A 23,196-nucleotide genomic window follows, 5' to 3' on the forward strand; every position below is an offset into this window, starting at 1 on the left:
GTACAGGGCTAAGTATTCCGGATGTTTGACGGTATGCACTTGAATAATACCCGGCAGAATGCTCCAGGTAGGCGGCTAGAAGCGATCATCAATGTGCGCTAGTTTGAGTGGTGCCCACGAAGGGTGATCGCTGAATTAGAAAAGGATTTACACATGAATGATTACGTTGAACCAACAATGAGTGTTGAAGCGTGCCGGGCTTATATTATGGGTTGCGAATTTCCGGCAGTAGCGCTGTCTTCGGATGAAGTCGATCATCCTGTACAGGGCAAAATGCTCCGATCCTTGACAGTCGACGAGAAAAAGGAAGGCGCCGCAGTCGTCGCTAATAGTATTGTTTCCTTTGTGGCGGGTATGTCGAAGCAGAATAAGGACGATATCAAGAACTCCGTACTGTTCGCGACGCTGGTTGCCAATCGTGCACATCCCGAGATGGAAGGCCAACGCTGGTATGAGAAGTTCATGGAGGTGATGTCCCGGGCATCTGGATGGCTCCCGAAGCGCAAGGATTACGCCAGGTACACGACGGTCGAACAGCAGTTCACGATGGATCAGGTTGGCCTCAAGATCCTCTCTTCCGCAGTTGCCGCCGCGGCGCTTCCTGGTCAGACCTCGGTATTGCTGCTGGGCGTGGCGAAGCAGGCACTTGATGCCCTTCAGGCCAGCAAAGAGCCACTCAGGTTGTTTGAGGGTAAAAGCCGCTCTCATGCAGGGGGTACCTTCAGTATTGTCTCTTGCACCGAGTCGAGCGATGGCGAAGTGGTAATGGCCGTGGGGACCGTCAGCTTCTCGTCCACTCTGGATGTCACGAACGTCCTGTTCTGGAACTGGAACAATACGTCGGTGAGTATTTCCCGCGCCGAGTCGCACCTGGTGTTGAATCAGGGTGTTTACGCCAACGTGCGGGACGACATCCTTGCAAAACTGGGGAGCAACGCGAAAGACGCCGTTGCAGAATACAGTATTTAATAACCCAGAGAGCCGCAGGTACTGCGGCTCTCTGGCGCAGGTAACGTTATCAAGGAGAGGCCCATGCGCAATGGAATGCAGGATGCTTATGTGAACGCAGGAAGTGTCGTTCTTTTTGATGACGGCGTCGGTCATTCATTTAAAGAGGACGTGCTTGATGCTCAGTTATATATTCAGCTGGCCGCATCGAAGAAGTATTCGAAGTTCGCTGAGTTTGAGGCGTGGCGTACAACATACTTCGCGGCAATGGCTACGTTCGGCTGGATAGTTTCAGGCCGTAAATACGACAGTCACCCAATAGAGAAAGATGAACTGTTTGAACCGTGGTCGTGGATCGAACGTGAACTTGATGACCGTGTACCGGCGTCACTCATCGCTCATGCTAAACGGGTATTGGTACCCGGCCCCGAGCGTGTCCTGAACCCTCCCGCACAGTTGCTTCTCGGAGAGAATACTCTGCAATCTGAACCGTGGCAGGCAGAAGTGAATGAGCGTCTTTCCGGCGATATTTCAGCTCATGTGCTTCAGATACCACCCGCCACCCAATTGTTCAGCGTGGTGTTACAGCTGAGCTTTGTTCATGCCGCCCCTTCGATGAGCTCGGTGTTAATCTCGTTTAAAACCGTAGAACCCATTGAGCCACAGTCATTCCTCCTGACATTCGACCCTGACCGAATCGTGGGCAACATCGCGGTTGCCTCCTACTCGGCCGAATTGTTGGATATTCGTTACGCACAGTTTCGGGAGCCGTTCATTACGGCCCTTGGCGGCCGAAGGACGTCAATGATTCTGCGGCTTGAGGACACGGAACAATGATGGCTAAAAACGCTAGCGCTGCGTTGATAGGCAGCAGCCTGACATCATTTTATTCCGGGATGTCGGAGCAGGAGCGGCAAGATATCAAGGATTGCCTGTTGTACGCGGAGCTGTATGCCAGTGAGAAATTTGACCGGCAACAGCTCTGGACAAGCTGGATGAATCGTTATCAGCGCGGATTGTTGAAGCTCGGGTTCACATTGACGGGTTTCATTGTGGAAAACCCGATACAGATTGAGTCCGCGCGGGATTTCGACCGGGTTACCTTCGACGCGATGAGCAAGGTCGGGTCAGCTCATCTTGTCGAGCTTGCGCAGACCTCGTTCAATGCCATGAAAACCAATGAGCATGCAAAGGTGTTTCTGGACAGTTGGTTCAGTACCGGACGCTCGGAAAGCTTTCAGGTTGTGCCCTGTGAAAATCTGCCCTCGGGAGAGTTACAGGTTCTGGTCTGTGGGCTGAATATGACCTCTCGCGTTGTGGTAGAGGGATCATTTTTTTGGAAGAACATCAACTCGGAGATGACTGTCCGAATCAACGGTGGCAGCTTTGCGTTCAACAGCACTGCCTATGTTGAACACAGGGGGCGCGTGAGGAATGAGTTGGGCGACCAGGCCAAACGCTACATCACTGAAATAGAACTTTAGCGCGGTGGCAGGCTGGCTTCACTACGGCACCAGGTACCCCTTCACCCCGGTAAAGATTATTTGCGCCGCCAGTGCGCACACGAACAAGCCCATCAACCGACTGACGATCTGCAGGCCTTGATCGCCGAGAATGCGTTCAATGCGGTTGGAGAGGTACAGCACAATCCCGACGGTGAGGCTGGCAAGGGCGATGCTGAGGATCGCGGTGACCTTGTCGTCCCAGTGTGGCTGGCTGACGCCCATGACCAGCAAGGCGCCGATGGTGCCGGGGCCAACAGTCAGGGGAATGGTCAGCGGCACGATGGTCACGTCTTGCTGAACGTTGTCGGTCTGGACTGCGGATTTACCTTGAGCCATGCCCAATGCCGAGATGAACAACACACTGCCGGCGCCAATGCGGAACGCATCCACGGTGATGCCGAACACGGTAAAAATCGCCCGCCCGAACAGGTACAGCAGAACACTTGAAACGAGCGTGGCCAGCGCGACTTTCCACGCCAGGCGACGACGTTCCTTGCTGGAATAACCACGGGTCAGGCTGATAAAGCAGGACAGGACGAAGAACGGGCTATAGAGCACCAACATCTTCAAATAAACGCTGAACAACACGTGGAGCATGGTTTTAGCTCGCCCGACAGGTGAATGACGAAAAGAAGTCTATCAGGCGGCGCATGCCGTCTTGTGGAGGAATATCAGTTTCATTTGCGCGTGGGTGAAATCAGCCGGTTTGGGTCTGAGCCTGACGTTGCTCGCGTTTGGCGACCCAGTGTTCAATCAGCTCGCGCAATTGCGACAGCTCTACGGGTTTGGCCATGTGTCCGTCCATGCCTGCTTGAACGGCGCGCTCTTTATGCTCCGTCAGGATATGCGCGGTCAGTGCGACTACCGGCGTGCGTATTCGTTGATTACCGACTTCCCAAGCGCGCAGCTGTTGGGTGGCGGAAAACCCGTCAAGGATCGGCATCTCGCAGTCCATCAACACCAGGTCATAGTGTTGGGCCTTCATCGCGATCAGTGCTTCTTCGCCGTTGCTGGCGGTGTCCGGTTGGAGGTTGAGTTTGCCGAGCATGCCGCGAATCACTTTGGTCGAGATGCTGTTGTCTTCGGCAACGAGGATGCGGAAATCGCTCGGGACGCTGATGGGCTTGCTGGCAGCGGACGGCAAACTGAGCGGGGACGTGCCCTTATTGCGCTGGTTGAGTTCGTCGGCCAGGGTCGTCTTGAGCGTATAGCCCGCTACCGGTTTGGCCAGGATGCGTTTGATGCCGGCGTTGCGTGCGATGATTTTGCTCGGCGCGTTACTGATGCCAGTGAGCATGATCAACAGGATGTCGTGGTTCAGGCTTGGGTCTTCCTTGATCTTGGCTGCCAGTTGCATCCCGGTCATGCCGGGCATGTTCTGGTCGAGCAGGACAGCGTCGAAATAATCACGCAGATGCGCCTTGGTCCGCAGCAGTGCCAGCGCTTCCTTGCCCGACGGCACGGCACTGACATTCAAGCCCCAGGCGCTGCATTGCTGCACCAGGACTTTGCGGCAGGTGTCATTGTCGTCTACCACCAACACACGGGCGCCCTTGAGCGAACTATCGAGGTCTGTGGTGGGTTGTTCCAGTCGATCCGGGTCCAGCGGCAACGTGAGCCAGAGCGTACTGCCCTGATTGGTGCCGCTCTGGATGCCGAATTCACCGTGCATCAGCATGATCAATTGCCGGGCAATCGCCAGCCCCAGGTTGCCGCCGAGCTTGGTGCTGGAGAGGAAATTCTTGCTGTGCAATTCGGTGTGCAGCAGCGCGTCGCGCTCCTTGGCCGCCAAGGGCTCGCCGCTGTCTTGCACGGCAATCCGCAGGCGCGGTTTGCCGCTGCGCGAATCCAGTGCAACCACCAGCAGAACCTCGCCCTGGTCGGTTTTCTTCAGGACATTTTCCAGCAGGCTGAGTAACGTTTGGCGGAGGCGCGTAGGGTCGCCGCTGATCACGCGCGGGACCTGTGGTTGAATAAAACTGATCAGTTCGACGTTCTGCTGTTCGGCTTTGGCCCGGAAGATATTCAGGCAGTCCTCGAGCAGTGCGTTGAGGTCGAACTGCACATCATCGAGCTCGATTTGTCCGGACTCGAGCTTGGTGATGTCGAGAATCTCGTTGATCAGCGTCAGCAGCTCATTCCCGGCGCTGTGGATGGTCTGTACGTAATCACGCTGCTTGACTGAAAGCGGCGTGCCCAGCAGCAGCTCGGTCATGCCCAGCACGCCATTCATCGGGGTGCGGATTTCGTGGCTGAGCTTCGCCAGAAACTCGGCCTTGGCATTGATTTCGGCGGTGCTGGCGGCCAGATCGCGGCTGGCGCTGAAGTTATCTTCGGTGATGCTGCGATGACGCTCGCTGAGGGCAATACTCATCAGCAGCCCCGCGATACAGAACACACCCAGCAGGGTAATGATCAGCCATTGCGGGGCGATCAGAGTCAGACGGAGCAAGGCTGGCAGAATCACCAGGCAACCCAGATTGAACACGACCATCGCCAGGACAAATAGCCGGGCAGGGCTGTAACCCTTGTGCCAGTGGCAGGAGGCAACAAACAGGATGCTCAGGCTCGCCAGCGCCACCACGCCAAAGGTGATGATATTCAGGGGCAGGGCATCGACGAACAATACCAATAGGCCACACAGCCCGATGACCAGCATGTCGGCCAGCAAAAAACGGTTCAGGCGTCTGGACCGCCGAGGCGCGAAAAATCGATAAGCGAACATCAGGCCGCTCAGAGCCGCAAGGATCAATGCCAGGTATGCACCGGGTGTCTGCGCCAGGTGCCTGTTGGGCAGCCAGGGTGCCAGCAGATTCAGGAGCAGCAGCGCACTCAAGGCCAGCATCGCCTCACAGGCCCCCAGCCACAGGCTACTTCGTGCGCGAGTGTGGGCGAAGCGCGTGATGTTTTGCAGGACCAACATTGCCAGGCAGCCGAGGAACAGGCCAAGCAACAACGGCTGCCGCTCGTCTGCCGCGCTGGCTATCGCCGATTGCAGGGTGATGTTGGGGCGCAATTTCTGTTCTGACACCGAGCGCAGGTAGATGTCCAGTGGGACATTGCTTTGTGGCAGTGGCAGGAGGAAGTCGGTGGAGGGTGGCAATTTGTTATCGCGCGGTATGTTATTACCGGCACGTGAGTGGCTGATCAGTGTGTTGCCGTCAAGCACGTACAGGTCCAGGCTAGCCAGGTCGGGCGCGAAGATGCGCAGCAGTTGTTCGTGATCGTCGGGCTGCAGGCGATAGTGCAGCCAGACTGCGCTGTTGCGGTCACCTGCGCTGACTTGATCGAGCTCGATTGGACTGAATTGATTCGAGTAGCGCGCCGAATGGACATCGCTTAATTGCAGGTCGGCCTTTTCATCAAGCAATGTAGACCAGCCACCGCCTTGCTCGGCGTAAGCCGGGGGCATGCAGAGCAGGGTCAGCAGACTGACAGTGAAACCTATGGCGATCCTGAGCCAGCGCACGGCGAAATCCCTTCGTAGGTGAATGCCAGATAACTATGCGCGGGGCTGGAATAAACAGGCAAGCACCTGCTGATAGGTGCCTGCCTGGCTGGCCGTCTAGCCTTATTCCAGGTCTTCACCACGCTCGCGAGCAATGGCACGGTAGCCAATGTCGTTGCGATAGAAACAACCTTCCCAATCAATTTCAGCCGCCAGTCGGTAAGCGTGCTCCTGGGCGCTCGCTACGCTTTCACCTAGCGCGGTGGCACACAGGACACGCCCGCCGGACGTCACGACTTGACCATCCTTCAATGCTGTACCTGCGTGGAATACTTTGCCAGGCAAACCCGCTGCAGCGTCCAGACCTTTTATCACGGCATCTTTGGCGTAATCGCCTGGGTATCCGCCGGCGGCCAGCACGACGCCCAGACTCGGACGCGGGTCCCACTGAGCTTCAACTTTGTCCAGCGCTTGCGCCAGAGCGGCCTCGATCAGTAGCACCAGGCTCGATTGCAGGCGCAACATCACCGGTTGGGTTTCCGGATCGCCAAAGCGGCAATTGAATTCGATGACCTTCGGATTGCCTGCTTTGTCGATCATCAGCCCAGCATAGAGGAAACCGGTGTAAACGTTGCCTTCCTCAGCCATGCCCCGGACAGTCGGCCATATGACCAGGTCCATGACACGTTGGTGGACCTGTGCAGTCACCACCGGGGCCGGGGAGTAAGCACCCATGCCACCGGTATTCGGGCCGCTGTCGCCGTCGCCGACGCGCTTGTGATCCTGACTGGTGGCCATTGGCAATACGTTCTTGCCGTCGACCATCACAATAAAGCTGGCCTCTTCGCCATCGAGGAACTCTTCGATGACTACCCGCGAACCGGCTTCGCCAAACGCGTTGCCAGCGAGCATGTCGCGCACAGCGTCTTCGGCTTCAGTCAGCGTCATGGCAACAATGACGCCTTTGCCTGCCGCCAGGCCGTCTGCCTTGATCACGATCGGTGCGCCGGTTTTTTGCAGATAAGCCAACGCAGGCTCGACCTCGGTGAAGGTCTCATAATCCGCTGTCGGGATCTTGTGGCGGGCGAGGAAATCTTTGGTGAAGGCTTTCGAACCTTCCAGCTGCGCGGCACCTGCGGTCGGACCGAAGCAGTCCAGGCCACGGGCACGGAACAGATCTACGACGCCCGCGACCAGTGGCACTTCCGGGCCAACGATGGTCAGGGACACGTTCTTTTGTGCAAAATCTGCAAGCTGCTCAAGGGCCAGCACGTCGATGGCGACGTTTTCGCACTTGGCTTCAGTCGCGGTCCCGGCATTGCCCGGTGCCACGAAAACTTTCACGACACGCGGGTCCTGTGCGACTTTCCACGCCAGGGCGTGTTCACGGCCACCGCTGCCAATGATCAAAACATTCATTTCAAAAACCTCGATGACGCTGAATTCTGTTTTAGAACCTAAAGCGCTTTTCGCCGTAGGAGGTCGCACTGAAGCACATACCTGCTTCAGTGCGGCCGCTGCCAAGTTAGTGGCGGAAATGGCGCATGCCGGTGAACACCATCGCAATCCCGGCTTCATCGGCTGCGGCGATCACTTCGTTGTCGCGCATCGAGCCACCTGGCTGGATGACGGCAGTGATCCCAGCCTTGGCTGCGTTGTCGATGCCGTCACGGAACGGGAAAAACGCATCCGATGCCATGACCGCGCCCTGTACTTGCAGGCCAGCGTGTTCAGCTTTGATCGCGGCGATGCGTGCAGAGTTTACGCGGCTCATCTGGCCAGCGCCGACGCCGATGGTCTGACGATTCTTGGCGTAGACGATGGCGTTGGACTTCACGTATTTGGCGACTTTCCAGGCGAAGATCAGGTCGTGGATTTCCTGTTCGGTCGGCGCGCGCTGGGTCACGACTTTCAGGTCGTCGCTGCCGATCATGCCGATGTCGCGGCTCTGCACCAGCAACCCGCCATTGACGCGTTTGAAGTCCCAGGCGGGCATGCGCTCGGCAGCCCATTGCCCGGTAGTCAGCAGGCGAACGTTGGCCTTGGTGGCTATAATGGCTTTTGCTTCGGCCGTTACGCTTGGCGCGATGATCACTTCGACGAACTGACGATCGATAATGGCCTTGGCTGTTTCAGCATCCAGCTCGCGGTTGAAGGCGATGATGCCGCCGAAAGCCGATTCGGTGTCGGTGGCATAGGCCAGTTCATACGCCTGGCGAATGCCGCCTTCGTCGTCCGGGCTGACCGCGACGCCGCACGGGTTGGCGTGTTTGACGATGACACAGGCAGGCTTGACGAAGCTTTTCACGCATTCCAGCGCGGCATCGGTGTCGGCCACGTTGTTGAAGGACAGTTCCTTGCCTTGTAACTGGGTCGCCGTGGCGATGCTTACTTCGGCAGGGTGGGCTTCCACGTAGAACGCCGCGCTCTGATGCGGGTTCTCGCCATAGCGCATTTCTTGAGCCTTGATGAACTGGCTGTTGAACGTACGCGGGAAGGCGCTACGGCCTTCAGTGCTGAGGGTTTCGGCGCTCTGGTCGATGCTGCCCAGGTAGTTGGCGATCATGCCGTCGTAGGCGGCAGTATGCTCGAATGCCTTGAGCATCAGATCGAAACGCTGGGCGTACGTCAGGCCACCGGCCTTGAGGCTTTCCAGCACGTGGCTGTAGTCGCTGGCGTTGACCACGATGGCCACGTCTTTGTGGTTTTTGGCTGCCGAGCGAACCATGGTCGGGCCGCCGATATCGATGTTCTCGATAGCGGTCGGCAGGTCACAACCTGGCTTGGCGATGGTCGCTTCGAACGGGTAAAGGTTGACCGCAACCAGATCGATCGGCTTGATCCCGTGCTCGCTCATGATGGCGTCGTCGATACCGCGACGGCCAAGGATGCCGCCGTGGATTTTCGGGTGCAGGGTTTTGACCCGGCCATCCATCATTTCTGCGAAGCCGGTGTAATCAGCGACTTCTACCGCAGCAATACCATTGTCCTTGAGCAGCTTGAAGGTGCCGCCGGTGGAGAGGATCTCGACGCCCAGAGCGGTAAGCCCGCGCGCGAATTCGAGAATCCCGGTCTTGTCGGAGACGCTGATCAACGCGCGGCGGATTGGCAGGCGGGTAGTCTGGTCGGTCATTTCAATTCCCATCTAAAGCAAAGGAGTCAGCAAAAAAAGGCGACCCAATGAGGTGGGTCGCCTCTTCTGTTTTAAATGCTTACAGCAGATCGTACTGCTTGAGTTTCTTGCGCAGGGTGCCGCGATTGAGGCCCAGTAATTCGGACGCTTTGGTCTGGTTACCCTTGACGTAGTTCATCACGCATTCGAGCAATGGCGCCTCGACTTCCGACAGCACGAGGTTGTACACATCCGTGACGGCAGCGCCTTCCAGGTGGGCGAAATAATTGTGCAGCGCTTTCTCGACACTCCCGCGCAGGGTTTGACCCTCTTCGCTCGGGGTGTTGAGGTGCTGTTTCAAATTGACGTTGTCGCTCACGGGTGTTGTTCCACTCACTAAAGTCTCGGTCATCATCGTCATGCGGCCACCTCTTCTTCGTCCCTTGTTTCCGGGCTCTTGTAACGCTCGCTGAAAAAGTCGCGAACGTTGGCGCACTGTGCTTCCGTATCTTCCAAACGATTGAAGTGGGCGCGAAACTCCCTGGCGCCCGGCAAGGTTGCGAGATACCAGCCGACATGCTTGCGCGCAATACGCACGCCCAGCACATCGCCATAGAAAGTGTGCAGCGCCGCCAGATGCTCAAGCAGGATGCGTTCCACCTCACTCAACTGCAGCGCCGGTAATGTCTCGCCGGTGCGCAGGTAGTGTTCTATCTCGCGAAAAATCCATGGGCGCCCTTGGGCGGCCCGACCAATCAACAACCCGTCTGCACCGGTCGCCTGTAGCACGTACCGGGCTTTTGCCGGTGAATCGATATCGCCATTGGCGAAGACCGGGATCGACACTGCCTGTTTGATTTCGGCAATGGTGTCGTATTCGGCTTCGCCGGTGTACAGGTCTGCCCGGGTGCGGCCATGTACCGCCAGCGCCATTATTCCCGCCTGCTCGGCGATTTTCGCCACGGTCAGACCATTTTTGTTCGCCCGGTCCCAGCCGGTACGAATCTTCAAGGTGACCGGTACATCGACTGCAGCCACTACGGCCTGCAGGATCTCGCTCACTAGGTGTTCGTCTTTCAATAACGCAGAGCCGGCAGCCTTGTTGCAGACTTTTTTTGCCGGACAACCCATGTTGATATCAATAATCTGTGCGCCCATTTCGACATTGGCGCGTGCTGCATCCGCCAGCATCTGCGGGTCACCGCCGGCGATCTGTACCGAGCGTGGCTCGGGATCACCTTCGTGGATCATGCGCAGGCGCGATTTGCGACTGTTCCACAGGCTCATGTCACTGGTGACCATTTCCGAAACCACCAGCCCCGCACCGAGTTGACGGCAGAGCTGACGAAAAGGCTGGTCCGTGACCCCGGCCATCGGGGCGAGAATCAAGCCGTTTTGCAATGTATAGGGGCCGATACGTACCGCCGACATAGGTGTGCCTGTTGTGGGGCCGAATCAATGCATGTCATGTGGAAACGACTGCGGGCCTGGCACGCAACGGTTCCACACGGGCCTGCTCGGGTTCTGTCCGTTAAGTGCTTGCGCGACTTTTCAGACCGAACTCAGAGTGTGAAAAAGGGTTGGCATGATACCCGCTCTCGATGACTGGATAAAGGCTGAATTGGATAAAATCTGAACAGTTATTTTCTTGTCGTTGACGGTTCGGTTTTCTGCCACGACGTCATAAAAACGCCGTCAATCCCGGAAGGGTGAGCGCTTCATGCTCAAGCTTGAGGCTATCAGCCTTTTTTACCGGAGCGCTGCTGGCAGGCTGGGCTCTCCGGTCCGCGCGCGCTCACTCGGGTGAGCGGAAGCTCAAGCTGTAATTCACGGCTTTGGTCCCTGGATCGAGGATGTCCAGTGCGATATGAATCGGCGTTTGCGGTGGCATTTCAGCTTTACCGGCCATCTCGCCGCTCAGGTATTCGCTGGGTTTGAATCGACGACTGGCGATCAACTGGCCATTGGGATCGGCGAATCGCAACTCCAGCAGCGGAAACGGCTGAGAAAAGGACGCCCGGTTATAGATGATTGCGTCAACCACCAGTGCGCCCTTGAACTCGGGATGGCTGCGCACCACCAGATTGCTGCTCTTGAGCAGCTTGATATCAACTTTTGACGGTACGGTGCAACCGATCTGCGGACAGATCTGCTGGAACCATGGGCGGTATTGATCCTGGCGCGCCAGCTCGTCGAAGTGATACCAGATGTATTGACCGGCCAATGCGACGCTCGCAAGCACAATCAGCAATCCCCAGAAAAAGCGTCGGCCCCAGCGCGGCTTGGGTTTCTGCCAGTCGAGTTGCAGTGGGTCGTCGGTCAGATCGAGGAGTGGCTTGTCTCGCGTCCCTTCATCGTACAAACCGGGTTCACTGCGACCGAGTTTGAGTCTTGGCTCCTGACGCTCATGCGATTCGTCGAGGGTGTCCGGTTCGTCGCCGTCGATGGCCGACCAACTTCCGGGGTTTTCTTTGGGCGGAGGAGGGCTCTGGCTTTCGCTCAGGCGTGGTCCCTGCGCCTCGGGTTCGTCGTCCAGTGCTGCGCTGTCGAGTGACAACGAAGGCTCGGTACGATGGTGTGAAGTCGGTTCGGACGCTTCGTTCGTTTTGGGCGCGGCGCTGGCTTCAACGTGGAGGTGTTCTGGTGCATCGTCGTTGAGCAGGCTGTCGACCCACTGCTCGTTTTCTATATTGGCGCTGTCGCGACGTGCGCTCAGTGCCGAGTCGTCATGCCTGGAGTGGCCTTCGCGCCCGAACGTTTCAGGCAGCTGGATTTCCCGTTGCTCAAGTCTGGCGAGCTCTTCGTCCAAGTCGAGGTCGTCCAGATCAAGGCTGTCGAGCTCAATTGCGCTGGCCTTCCACTGAGGGGCAGGCTTGACTGGTTCTTCAGTGGGTACGACCACAGGCTCGGGCGGGATGATGGGAGAGGCGGGAAGAGGCGCTTGCGTTTCTGCGGGCGACTTGCCTGACCGTTGTTCGAGCAGTTGTTTTGCCGCATTGAAGACCTGCAGGCAGGAGCCGCACCGGACCACGCCCCGGGCCACGCTCAATTGGGCGTGGCTGACGCGGAAACTGGTCTGGCAGTGCGGACACTGAGTAACGAAACTGTCGGTCATGCGGCTATCCGGTTTAGGCAGGCGCTCATCTTAGTCCATGGTTTCAAATAGCGGTTAACGGCGACGACCTGTGATACGGACCCAGCCATCACGATTGGCGATGGGGTCCAGGTCGAACGTGTCGGCGTAAGCCGCGGCCACTTCTTCGCCTTGCTCAGCGAGGATGCCCGATAACGCCAGGCGACCACCGGTTTTGACCAGACTTGCCAGGGTTGGTGCCAACGACACCAAGGGGCCGGCCAGGATATTGGCGACCAACACGTCGGCTTTTTCTTGCGGCAGGTCTTCCGGCAGGTACAGGGTGAAACGCTCGGGGGCGATAGCGTTGCGGTCTGCGTTGTCGCGCGAGGCATCCAGCGCCTGGTAGTCAATGTCGGTGCCGACGGCTTGTTTGGCGCCCAGCAACAACGCCGCAATCGCCAGAATCCCCGAGCCGCAGCCGAAGTCCAGCACGCTGCAGTCTTTCAGGTCCTGACCGTCGAGCCATTCCAGGCACAGCGCGGTAGTGGGGTGCGTGCCGGTGCCGAAGGCCAGGCCTGGATCGAGCAGCAGGTTGACCGCATCCGGCTCGGGTGCCGCGTGCCAGCTCGGGACGATCCACAGGCGCTGACCAAAACGCATGGGATGGAAGTTGTCCATCCAGCTGCGTTCCCAGTCCTGGTCTTCGATGACTTCGCTCATGTGTTCCGGCAATTCTGCACCGGTGAGCAATTGCAGGTGGGCCAGCACCTGATCGGCATCGGTGTCGGCTTCGAACAGCGCCAGCAAGTGGGTATGCGACCACAGCGGCGTAGTGTTGAGTTCCGGCTCGAAAATCGGCTGATCTTCGGCGTCCATGAAGGTTACGGACACGGCGCCTACTTCAAGAAAAGCGTCTTCGTAGGTTTCGGCTTGTTCTGGGCTGATGGCGAGACGGACTTGCAGCCAAGGCATGGCGGGCACCTTTGAAAAATGACGATGTGCAGCCAGCGGCTGCGAGAAGCGCGCAAGTTTACTTGAGCGCGAAGGGGAAGGGCAAAAAACAACAAAGCCGCGGCTAGGCGGCTTTGAGGGGAAGAGCCCAAGACAGGCTCTTTCTGACATGACAGATCAGATAGGGCTGGGCGACACAATGATTTTGACGTTGTGTTCCTTGTTGTTGACCAGTTCCTCGAACCCGCGACTGACAATGTCCTCCAGGCCAATCCGTCCGGTGACCAGCGGCGTGATGTCCAGGCTGCCGTCGGCGATAAGGGCGATCACATCGGCGAACTCGCCGTTGTAGGCCAAAGAGCCCATGACCTGTTTTTCGGTGGACACCAAGTCGAAGAAATTGAATTGGCTGGGCTCCTCGAAAATACCCACCAGCACGCATTTGCCGGCTTTGCGGATCACATCGATGGCGAGCTTGGCCGTGTGTTTATTGCCGATGCATTCGAAGCTCACATCGGCGCCCAAGCCATGGGTGGCCGCGCGAATTTCGGCAAGCGCGTCGCACTCGGAAGGATCGAAGACCCGGTTGGCGCCGACTTCGAGTGCCTTGGCCTTGCGCGCCGACGACATTTCCAGGGCAATAACCTGTGCGGCACCGGCCGCTTTGGCGCACATGATGGTGCACAGGCCAATGGTGCCAGCGCCCACGACCACCACGGTTTGCCCGTGCAGGCTGCCTGCCTTCTTGACGGCATGCATGCCCACCGCCAGTGGCTCGATCAGCGCACCGGCCTCTTTAGGGAAACCTGCCGGCAATTTGTACAAAAGGTTGGCAGGCACATTGACCCACTCAGCGAAGGCGCCATTGTTCATCAGGCCGGTAAACGCCAGTCGTTCACAGATGTTGTAGAGGCCATGGGTGCAGTAATAACAGGTGCCGCAATGCTGGCAGGCGTCAGCGGTGATCAGGTCACCCACGGCAAAACCCTGGACGTTGGCGCCGAGTTTGATGATTTCGCCGCAGAACTCATGGCCCAGAATGCATTGGCCCTGAATGCCGGTCATCGGGTGCGGAGCGTCTACCGGAATGAACACTGGTCCGGCGACGTATTCATGCAGGTCCGAACCGCAGATGCCACACCAGTCCACGCGAATCTGTACCCAGTCGGCAGGCGGGTCGGAGGGCAGCGGCACGTCTTCTACGCGGATATCGTGGCGTCCATGCCAGACCGCTGCGCGCATGCTGGCGGTGCTTTTCAATGCAGTGCTCATCGTGTGTTATCTCCTCACAACAGTGTGGAAGCTCCAGCGAGCGTCGGGCAGGCCAGAGCCACTGATTTATTGGCCCTGCAGGAAGCCGAGAATCAGGCGGTTGACCTGCTCCGCCGCTTCCATCTGCACCATGTGGCCTTGACCCGCCAACACCTCGACCTGTGCACTGAGCCCTTGAGCATGAGCGGCAGGGATGATGGCGTCGTTGGCGCCCCAAATCACCAGGCTCGGCTGCTGCGCGACGACTGACCGCAGGTCGCTGTGCTGCTGTCCGCCAGCAAACAATTGGGTGGTCAGCAGGCGCAGGGCTGCGTCGACCCCTTCCAGGCGTTTGAACTTGAGCATGTCTTCAAGCATTTGCCGATTCACCAGCGCCGGGTCGGAAAACAGCTGCACTAGTTGTGGCTTCAAGGCGTTGCGGTTGGCGGCGTCGATAAAGCCCTGCAAATACTCGCCATTGATCTGCGAGCCCAAGCCAGCGCTGGCGATCAAGGTCAGTGAGCGGACTCGATTCGGTGCAAGGCGGGCGGCGTTGAGTGCGACGGCGCCACCCATCGAATGGCCGGCCAAGTGTGCGGACTCTATGTCCAGATGATCGAGCAAGCTCAGGACGGTCTGGCTCAGTTCATCCAAGTCGCCGCGTTGCAGGGTTTTGCCCGACTCGCCATGCCCCGGCAGATCGAGTGCGATAACGCGGCGCCCGGCAGCCAGTGCGTCGTGGTTGAACAGCCAGTTGTTTAAATCTCCGCCGAAACCGTGAATCAACACCAGCGGACTGGTGCCTTCGCCACGGTCGAAGAAGCGTAGCGTGCGGCCCTCGAGCTGGATTTTCTGCGGCGCTGGACCGCTGTCTTCTGCAGCATCGCCACCGGGCACGAACTCGGCCTGGAAGCGTTCGATCACCGCGTCGACCTCTGCATCACTGGCATCCCCCTCGACAACGATGGCGAGCAGGGCGCCCACGGACAGGGTTTCATCCTGTTGCGCTATCCGGCGCCGCAACACGCCAGAAAAAGGGGTTTCGACGCTGCTGGAAATTTTGTCGGTTTCGACATCGAGCACCTGATCGCCTTTCTCTATGCGCTCGCCTTCCTCCTTGAGCCACGTGTCGACGCGCCCTTCGGTCATCGACAGGCCCCATTTAGGCATGGTTAGCGTATGAATCTGGCTCATGCAACCTTCCTCCCTTCGCAAATTTTATGCACGGCCGCCTCGATTTTCGCCGCGGTAGGGATGTACAGGTCCTCCAGCGCGTCGGAGAAAGGCACAGGGGTGTGCGGCGCGGTGACCATTTCAATCGGTGCTTTGAGGGCGAAAAACGCTTTCTGAGCGACCAGTGCCGAGATGTCGGTGGCCATCGAACAGCGTGGGTTGGCTTCGTCGATCACCACCAGACGCCCGGTTTTTTCTACACTTTCGAGGATGCTGTCCAGGTCCAGCGGGCTGGTGGTACGCAAGTCCAGAACTTCACAGGCAATGCCCTGGCGTGCGAGGTTGTTTGCTGCCTCCAGCGCCAAATGGACCATGCGACCGTAGGTCACGAGGGTTACGTCATCGCCCTCGCGCAAGAAATTGGCTTCGCCAAACGGCACGGTATACAGCTCTTCCGGGACTTCACCCTGCATGCTGTAAAGCATTTTGTGCTCGCAGAAAATCACCGGGTCGTTGTCGCGAATGGCCTGGATCAGCAAGCCCTTGGCGTCATAGGGCGAGGACGGGCACACCACTTTCAGGCCGGGGATGTGGGTCCACAGGGAGGTGAGCATTTGCGAGTGCTGGGCGGCGGCCCTCAAGCCGGCGCCATACATGGTGCGGATTACCACCGGGGTGACGGCCTTACCACCGAACATGTAGCGAAATTTAGCCGCCTGGTTGAGGATCTGATCCAGACAGCAGCCCGCGAAATCAACGAACATCAGTTCGCACACGGGGCGAACCCCTTGAGTGGCGGCGCCTATGGCGGCACCGACATACCCCAATTCGGACAGCGGCGTATCCAGAACCCGCCCAGGAAACTGGTGATAGAGACCCTTGGTGACGCCGAGCACGCCGCCCCAGGCATCCTGCTCGCCGGGTGCGCCTGCGCCGCCAGCGACGTCTTCACCCATGATGAATACGGTGGGGTCGCGGCGCATTTCCTGGGCAAGCGCTTCGTTGATCGCCTGCTGATAGCTTATTTTTCTCGCCATGATAATTCTCCTGTTGTTCTTGTTTTGAGGTCGGCTCAGGGATAGGACACGTACACGTCGGTCAGCAGGTCGCTTGCCTGGGGTTTAGGGTCGGATTTGGCCCGGCGTACGGCGTCTTCGATCAGGTGCTCGACGTCTAGATCGATCTGGTCGAGTTGAGCGACTTTCAGCAGCCCGGCATTCAGGCTGCGTTCGCGGAACTGCATGAGACAGTCACGGGTGTCGCGAAAGTTCTTGATCTCGTCGGGCGCGCGGTAGGTTTGTGCATCACCTTCGAAGTGGCCGTAGTAGCGGGTGAGTTTCATCTCGATCAGCGACGGCCCTTCGCCGGCTCGGGCGCGAGCGACAGCGGCACCCGCAGCTTCGTGGACCGCGAAGAAGTCGAAGCCGTCTACCGTCACGCCGGGCATGCCGAAACCGGCTGCGCGGTCGGCGATATGGTCACTGGCGACCGACCACACAGACGCCGTGGCCTCGGCGTAACCGTTGTTTTCGGCGATGAACAGGCAGGGCAGGTTCCAGATCGACGCGAGGTTCATGGCTTCGAAAACCGCCCCCTCGTTTGAACCGCCATCGCCAAAGAAGGCCACCGCAACACCCTGCGTGCCTTTGAGCTTGGCGGCCAGGGCGGCACCGGCAGCCAAGGGTGCGCCGGCGCCGACGATGCCGTTGGCGCCGAGCATGCCTTTCTCCAGGTCGGCGATGTGCATCGAACCGCCCTTGCCGCCGCAGACCCCGGTTTTCTTGCCGTAGATCTCGGCCATCATGCCGTACACATCGACCCCCTTGGCGATGCAATGGCCATGGCCGCGGTGGGTGGAAGAAATGCAGTCATCGTCGGTAAGGTGGGCCATGACGCCAGCGGCCGAGGCTTCTTCGCCGGCATACAGGTGGACGAAGCCAGGGATCTCGCCAGTGGCGAATTCGACGTGCAGGCGCTCTTCGAAGACGCGGATCGTGCGCATCACTTTGTAGGCGTGCAACAGTTGCTCATGGGACAGGTGAGTGGACATCTTGTTGTTCTCCTGGGTTGTCTCAACACGGAAGGTTTGCGGGGTGTTGCGGGTGCTCGCGACCTATCGCCAGCAGGCGATGGAGCGCGGCGTAGGCCAAAACGGCTTCGACATCAATGCTGATCGGGCCGTAAGGGTCGAGGGTGACGGTGGGGTGGTCGTTGGCGCTGAACTCGATTTCACGCTCGCCGTCCAGGGCCAGGGTGCCATTGAGCAGACTCGGCGAATAAGCCACCCCAGGTTGCATCGAGCCGCAGGCACTGACGGCGCAGCCCTGGAGCAAACCTGGCGCCAGCGGCACCAGAACGGCATCGTCGGCGTTGGGGTTCAGGCGGACCCAGGCGCCCAGCGGTGATTGGCGCGAAACTGGACACCACAGCCCGCAGAGTGCCGAAAGGCCAATGGCATGGGGCTCGGCAAACGTCACGAAAACTTCCGCCAGGTCTTCGGCGCGGCAGATCGCACGGGCTCCGATGAAAGGTTGCGACGAGACGGCGACATCGACCAGCGCCCATTCACAAATGCCCCGGGCGTGCTCGCGAACCAGCAAACGCTTGTTGCGCCGCAGGCCAACCCCGGAAGGAATACGTCCGCTTGCGCAGAGCCCACCGGCCAGCCCGGCACTGGTGGATTCACGCAGTTCAGGGAAGGCGTTGTTAGTCCCGGTCGAGAGTGTCAGCAGGGGAATGTCACCGACTTCGGCGGCAACCGCCTTGTGCGTCCCGTCGCCGCCCAACACTGCGATCAGTGCGACCCCTTGTTCGGCCATCATTCGTGCGGCCAGACGTGTGTCTTCGACGGTCTGGCGCAAGGGCATGTCGAGAAAGGTCAGGCGTGGCCAGTGGCTTTCACGAGCGTTACGTCCCTGGCTGGCTTTGAGCACAGCGGCGGCGATGCCTGTCATGTCGGGCGCCAGCAAGACGTGCTGGATGCCGGTGGCGCCGAAAGCGCCGAGCAGACGCTGGACCACGGAGGCCTTCTCGGTACTCGAATAAACGCCAGCATTGGCCGTCAGGCGGCGCACATCGCGACCCGACGCCGGGTTGGCGATGATCCCCACGGTCAGCGCGGGTTCAGTCATGGCACACCTCTGATTATTGTTTGTCTGTGTCAGAGCAAGGCCGGTGCCAACCCGGTTGATATGGCCGCAGAGGGCCGGTGCAGAGCGCTTCGTGCAACAGCGTCGAGTGCCTGGCGGAGGGGCTGGGCGAGACGCGTGGTTGCAGATGACCGGGGGTTTGAGCGAGACGCTGAGACGCTCCGTCTCAACGACGGCTCGCTCGCAGGAAGGGTTGTCGTGGGTAGGCAAACGGCGCTTAATAACGCGCATAACAACAATACGCCCAGAGGTGGACAGGCCATGTTTGCCGCACACTCCAAAGCTCATGTGGACTGCGTCAGCCGCGTGCTGAGGCATGCCGGTCGCCTGCGACAAGCCCCCGTCCCGGACTTGATTCTCGATTCCTGGCGACGCTCGATGGACCAATACCATTTGGACCCTGCCTCGCAGCAAGGTCCGCGCATCCTTTCTCACACTGTCCTCAAGGAATGCCGCGAGCGTGCCGACCTGTTCCTGCGAATTGCCGGCGAGGAAGTCGCGAGGCTACACGGACGGGTTCGCGAAGCCGATTATTGTGTGCTGCTGACCGACGCGCAGGGCCAGACCATCGACTATCGGGTCGAGTCGGGCATCCGCAACGATTGCCGCAAGGCCGGTTTATACCTGGGAACCTGCTGGTCGGAAGGCGAGGAAGGGACCTGCGGGGTTGCCGCCGTGCTCACGGGCAAGGCGCCGGTGACGGTTCATAAACGTGATCACTTTCGGGCGGCCTTCATCGGGTTGACCTGTTCTGCGGCGCCGGTGTTCGATCCCCAAGGTGAGCTGCTCGGCGTGCTGGACGTTTCGGCGCTGCAATCGCCGGATGATCGGCGCAGTCAGCATTTGATCCGGCAGATGGTCGTGCAGAGTGCCCGCGTTATAGAAAACGCGTTCTTCATGCACAGCGCTCAGGGGCATTGGTTGTTACGTGCGCACAGCGCGCCGGGGTATGTCGACAGTCAGCCCGATTACCTGTTGGCGCTGGATAACGACGGCCGCTTGTTGGCCCTCAACAGCATGGCGCGACAGGCTTTGCGTCAGCGTTTTGGTCGCTTGCCAGAGCACATCAACGAGGTGTTCGGCCCTGATGCCTTGCAGGCGGTAACGGATGAAACGCCGCAACTGCTGCGCTGGGGAGGCGATGACGGCGAATTGCATGTGCGACTCAGCGCGCCCCGCAGGCAGCACCCGATGCGAGCCGTGCCGACAGAGGAAAGCGCCGCCACCCAACTCGATCCGCGCATTGCCCAGAGCTTGCAGTTGGCGGTGCGGGTCAAGGATTGCAACTTGCCGGTCCTGATTCAGGGTGAGACCGGCTCAGGCAAAGAGGTGTTTGCCCGGCAGTTGCATGACATCAGCGCCAGGCGCAGCGGGCCGTTTGTCGCCCTCAACTGTGCGGCTATTCCGGAAAGCCTGATCGAGAGCGAGTTGTTCGGCTACGTCGCCGGTGCGTTCACGGGGGCGTCGAGCAAGGGCATGCGCGGGCTGTTGCAGCAGGCTGACGGTGGCACGTTGTTCCTTGATGAGATCGGCGACATGCCCTTGAGTTTGCAGACCCGTCTGCTGCGGGTCATGGCCGAAGGCGAGGTCGCCCCCTTGGGCGGTGCGCGGCGGCAAACGGTGGATATTCAAGTGATCTGTGCGACACACCGCAATCTTGCGGCGATGGTGGCGGACGGTAGTTTTCGTGAGGATTTATATTTCCGCCTCAGCGGTGCGCGATTCCAGTTGCCGCCTTTACGCGAGCGCAGCGACCGCCTGGTGTTACTCAATCGACTGTTCGAAGAAGAAGCGCGTTTGTGCGGCGGGCGGGCGGGTTTGAGTGCGTCGGCACTGGAATGCCTGCTCAGCTACGCGTGGCCGGGCAATGTCCGCCAATTGCGCTATGTCTTGCGTTACGCCTGTGCGGTGTCCGCAGGCATGACTGTCCAGTTGAGTGACCTGCCGGAAGATGTCCGTGGGGCACCTGGCACCGAGCGTTCGTTGACTCATTCGGTTGAAGAACGCGTCAGTCCGCAACGTCAGCTATTACTGGATGCGCTCATCCGTCATCGCTGGAAACCCGGTGATGCCGCCCGATCACTGGGGATATCGCGGGCGACGTTGTACCGGCGGGTAAACCTGCACGGTATCGAGATGCCGGGTAAAAGGCGCATTTAGGGCCAAAAAAAAGACCCTTGCCGCGAGGCGAGGGTCTTTTTCAGGTGCTGCGAGTGGCTCGAGTAACGGAGACCGTTATTCGTTAGCCAATTTGTGTTCCAGGTAGTGGATGTTGACTCCGCCTTTGCAGAAGCCTTCATCACGAACCAGGTCACGGTGCAGCGGGATGTTGGTTTTGATCCCGTCTACCACAATCTCGTCCAGCGCATTGCGCATGCGCGCCATGGCTTCGTCACGGGTTGCGCCCCACGTGATCAGCTTGCCGATCAACGAGTCGTAGTTCGGCGGTACTTTGTAGCCACTGTAAAGGTGGGAGTCGACCCGTACGCCATTACCGCCCGGCGCATGGAAATGCTTGACCAGTCCAGGGCTCGGAATGAACGTTTTCGGGTCTTCGGCATTGATCCGGCACTCCAGTGCATGCCCGCGAATGACTACGTCATCCTGGGTATACGAGAGTTTGTTGCCGGCGGCGATGCTGAGCATCTCCTTGACGATGTCGATGCCGGTGACCATTTCCGATACCGGATGCTCTACTTGAACCCGAGTGTTCATCTCGATGAAGTAGAAGTTGCCGTCCTCGTAAAGGAACTCGAACGTGCCGGCACCACGGTAACCGATGTCGATGCAGGCCTTGACGCAACGCGCTAGAACTTCCTGGCGAGCCTTTTCGTCGATGCCCGGTGCCGGTGCTTCTTCAAGCACCTTCTGGTGCCGACGTTGCAGCGAGCAATCACGGTCGCCCAAGTGGATCGCGTGACCCTGGCCATCGGACAGCACCTGAACTTCCACGTGACGTGGGTTGGTCAGGAACTTTTCCAGATAGACCATCGGGTTGCTGAACCAGGCTGCCGCTTCGGCACGGGTCTGCTTCGCCGCTTCGATCAGGTCTTCTTCGCGGTGCACTTCGCGCATACCACGACCACCACCGCCGCCAGCGGCTTTGATGATCACGGGGTAACCGACTTCGCGACCGATGCGCAGCGCGGTTTCTTCGTCTTCGGGCAGTGGGCCGTCAGAACCTGGAACCGTTGGCACGCCAGCACGCTTCATGGCGTCCTTGGCAGAAACCTTGTCGCCCATCAGGCGGATGGTTTCGGCGGTAGGACCAATAAAGGCGAAACCGGATTTCTCCACCTGTTCGGCGAAGTCGGCGTTTTCCGCAAGGAAGCCGTAACCCGGGTGAATCGCCGTGGCGCCTGTCAGTTCGGCAGCCGAGATGATGGCTGGAACGTTCAGATACGACAGGTTGGCAGGTCCAGGACCAATGCAGACGGTTTCGTCTGCCAGGCCCAGGTGCATCAACTCGCGGTCTGCCGTTGAGTGTACGGCGACGGTCTTGATGCCCAGTTCTTTACAGGCACGCAAGATGCGCAGGGCGATTTCGCCGCGGTTGGCGATCAGAACTTTTTCCAACATCGCAGGCTCTCCGTGGTTCAAACGATGGTGAACAGCGGCTGGTCGTACTCAACCGGCTGACCGTTTTCTACCAGGATGGATTCGATCACACCGCTGGTTTCAGCTTCGATGTGGTTCATCATTTTCATCGCTTCAACGATGCAAATGATGTCGCCCTTCTTCACGGTCTGGCCGATTTCGACAAAAGCTGGCGAAGTCGGAGCAGGCGTGCGGTAGAACGTACCGACCATCGGCGAACGAGCGATCGTGCCGTTGAGTTTTGGTGCGGCAGGTGCTTCTGCAACAACGGCAACGGGCGCGGCAGCAACAGGTGCAACCGGCGCAGCCATTGGAGCAGGTGCGTAGTACTGCTGAGCAGGGGTTTTGCTGTGACGGCTGATGCGTACGGACTCTTCACCTTCACGGATCTCGAGCTCGTCGATGCCGGATTCTTCCAGCAGTTCGATCAGTTTCTTAACTTTACGGATATCCATTAATCATCAACTCCCAAGGGTCGGTCAGGGGCGTATAGCTTGTTGTTCAAGCTGTTCCAGGGCGGCCTCCAGGGCCAGTCGGTAACCGCTGGCGCCAAGGCCGCAGATCACTCCCACCGCTACATCCGAGAAGTAAGAGTGATGGCGGAAAGGTTCGCGTTTGTGCACGTTAGAGAGATGCACTTCGATGAATGGGATGCTCACGGCCAGCAGCGCGTCACGTAATGCGACGCTGGTGTGCGTAAAAGCTGCTGGATTGATCACAATGAAGTCCACGCCTTCATCGCGTGCGGCGTGAATGCGATCGATCAGTTCATACTCGGCATTACTTTGCAGGTACATCAGATGATGGCCACGGTCTCGGGCCTGTTTTTCCAGATCCTGATTGATCTGCGCCAAGGTCACCGCGCCGTAGAGGCCCGGTTCGCGTGTGCCGAGCAGGTTCAGGTTAGGTCCGTGGAGAACCAGTAAGGTCGCCATCTGTTGTTCCTTATTGTGTATGCGAGCATCGATGCGCAGCGACTATGCCGT

General features: G+C 58.9%; 20 protein-coding genes. 4 read left to right on the forward strand and 16 right to left on the reverse strand.

Annotated elements, in window-relative coordinates:
* Positions 1-153: 153 nt before the first annotated feature.
* The 3 genes from QN399_RS04475 (at position 154) to QN399_RS04485 (ending at position 2,432) form a co-directional block, all read left to right on the forward strand.
* Positions 154-969, forward strand: a complete 816-nt coding sequence (locus QN399_RS04475; RefSeq protein ID WP_330200606.1) for a hypothetical protein — start codon at positions 154-156, stop codon at positions 967-969.
* A 63-nt stretch (positions 970-1,032) separates the two neighbouring features.
* Positions 1,033-1,785 (forward strand): hypothetical protein, encoded by a 753-nt coding sequence (locus tag QN399_RS04480; protein ID WP_322177638.1) that lies wholly within the window; start codon positions 1,033-1,035, stop codon positions 1,783-1,785.
* Positions 1,785-2,432: a hypothetical protein gene (locus QN399_RS04485; RefSeq protein ID WP_322177639.1), complete on the forward strand. Its 648-nt coding sequence runs from the start codon at positions 1,785-1,787 to the stop codon at positions 2,430-2,432. The genes QN399_RS04480 and QN399_RS04485 overlap by 1 nt, the downstream gene beginning before the upstream one ends.
* A gap of 21 nt (positions 2,433-2,453) precedes the next feature.
* On the opposite strand, the gene QN399_RS04490 is transcribed toward QN399_RS04485, so the two are convergent.
* The 13 genes from QN399_RS04490 to QN399_RS04550 form a co-directional block, all read right to left on the reverse strand.
* Positions 2,454-3,050, reverse strand: coding sequence for a MarC family protein (locus tag QN399_RS04490; RefSeq protein ID WP_322177640.1), 597 nt, complete (start codon positions 3,048-3,050; stop codon positions 2,454-2,456).
* 100 nt (positions 3,051-3,150) lie between these two features.
* A complete protein-coding gene (locus QN399_RS04495) occupies positions 3,151-5,922 on the reverse strand; it encodes a response regulator (protein WP_330200607.1) in 2,772 nt (923 codons plus the stop codon).
* A 102-nt stretch (positions 5,923-6,024) separates the two neighbouring features.
* On the reverse strand, positions 6,025-7,320 hold the full coding sequence (gene purD / locus QN399_RS04500; protein WP_322177642.1) for a phosphoribosylamine--glycine ligase: 1,296 nt from the start codon (positions 7,318-7,320) through the stop codon (positions 6,025-6,027).
* Between the two features lie 106 nt (positions 7,321-7,426).
* Entirely contained in the window at positions 7,427-9,034 is a 1,608-nt protein-coding gene (gene purH / locus QN399_RS04505) for a bifunctional phosphoribosylaminoimidazolecarboxamide formyltransferase/IMP cyclohydrolase (protein ID WP_330200608.1), read from the reverse strand.
* A 79-nt stretch (positions 9,035-9,113) separates the two neighbouring features.
* Positions 9,114-9,434 (reverse strand): DNA-binding transcriptional regulator Fis, encoded by a 321-nt coding sequence (gene fis / locus QN399_RS04510; protein WP_007907419.1) that lies wholly within the window; start codon positions 9,432-9,434, stop codon positions 9,114-9,116.
* Entirely contained in the window at positions 9,431-10,444 is a 1,014-nt protein-coding gene (gene dusB / locus QN399_RS04515) for a tRNA dihydrouridine synthase DusB (RefSeq protein ID WP_322177644.1), read from the reverse strand. The genes fis and dusB overlap by 4 nt, the downstream gene beginning before the upstream one ends.
* A gap of 364 nt (positions 10,445-10,808) precedes the next feature.
* Entirely contained in the window at positions 10,809-12,128 is a 1,320-nt protein-coding gene (locus tag QN399_RS04520) for a DUF3426 domain-containing protein (protein WP_330200609.1), read from the reverse strand.
* A gap of 54 nt (positions 12,129-12,182) precedes the next feature.
* A complete protein-coding gene (prmA, locus tag QN399_RS04525; protein ID WP_322177646.1) occupies positions 12,183-13,061 on the reverse strand; it encodes a 50S ribosomal protein L11 methyltransferase in 879 nt (292 codons plus the stop codon).
* 156 nt (positions 13,062-13,217) lie between these two features.
* Positions 13,218-14,282, reverse strand: a complete 1,065-nt coding sequence (locus QN399_RS04530) for a 2,3-butanediol dehydrogenase (protein ID WP_322278493.1) — start codon at positions 14,280-14,282, stop codon at positions 13,218-13,220.
* 96 nt (positions 14,283-14,378) lie between these two features.
* Positions 14,379-15,485, reverse strand: a complete 1,107-nt coding sequence (locus QN399_RS04535) for an acetoin dehydrogenase dihydrolipoyllysine-residue acetyltransferase subunit (protein WP_330200610.1) — start codon at positions 15,483-15,485, stop codon at positions 14,379-14,381.
* Positions 15,482-16,501 (reverse strand): alpha-ketoacid dehydrogenase subunit beta, encoded by a 1,020-nt coding sequence (locus tag QN399_RS04540; protein WP_219062518.1) that lies wholly within the window; start codon positions 16,499-16,501, stop codon positions 15,482-15,484. The genes QN399_RS04535 and QN399_RS04540 overlap by 4 nt, the downstream gene beginning before the upstream one ends.
* Before the next feature lie 35 nt (positions 16,502-16,536).
* Entirely contained in the window at positions 16,537-17,514 is a 978-nt protein-coding gene (locus tag QN399_RS04545) for a thiamine pyrophosphate-dependent dehydrogenase E1 component subunit alpha (RefSeq protein ID WP_330200611.1), read from the reverse strand.
* Positions 17,515-17,536: 22 nt separating this feature from the next.
* Positions 17,537-18,595 (reverse strand): NAD(+)/NADH kinase, encoded by a 1,059-nt coding sequence (locus QN399_RS04550; protein ID WP_330200612.1) that lies wholly within the window; start codon positions 18,593-18,595, stop codon positions 17,537-17,539.
* 279 nt (positions 18,596-18,874) lie between these two features.
* Here QN399_RS04550 and QN399_RS04555 point away from each other — a divergent pair, with 279 nt between their 5' ends.
* Positions 18,875-20,773 carry a sigma-54-dependent Fis family transcriptional regulator gene (locus QN399_RS04555; RefSeq protein WP_330200613.1) on the forward strand — a complete coding sequence of 633 codons (1,899 nt, stop codon included), beginning with the start codon at positions 18,875-18,877 and terminating at the stop codon, positions 20,771-20,773.
* Positions 20,774-20,848: 75 nt separating this feature from the next.
* Here QN399_RS04555 and accC read toward each other — a convergent pair whose 3' ends face one another.
* The 3 genes from accC to aroQ are packed head-to-tail and all read right to left on the reverse strand — an operon-like array spanning position 20,849 to position 23,145.
* Entirely contained in the window at positions 20,849-22,192 is a 1,344-nt protein-coding gene (gene accC, locus QN399_RS04560; RefSeq protein ID WP_322177651.1) for an acetyl-CoA carboxylase biotin carboxylase subunit, read from the reverse strand.
* A 17-nt stretch (positions 22,193-22,209) separates the two neighbouring features.
* A complete protein-coding gene (gene accB, locus QN399_RS04565; RefSeq protein WP_219062523.1) occupies positions 22,210-22,665 on the reverse strand; it encodes an acetyl-CoA carboxylase biotin carboxyl carrier protein in 456 nt (151 codons plus the stop codon).
* Between the two features lie 24 nt (positions 22,666-22,689).
* On the reverse strand, positions 22,690-23,145 hold the full coding sequence (gene aroQ, locus QN399_RS04570) for a type II 3-dehydroquinate dehydratase (RefSeq protein ID WP_322177652.1): 456 nt from the start codon (positions 23,143-23,145) through the stop codon (positions 22,690-22,692).
* Positions 23,146-23,196 lie beyond the last annotated feature (51 nt).

This window comes from Pseudomonas sp. 10C3 (assembly GCF_036346185.1).
Taxonomy (GTDB): Bacteria; Pseudomonadota; Gammaproteobacteria; order Pseudomonadales; family Pseudomonadaceae; genus Aquipseudomonas.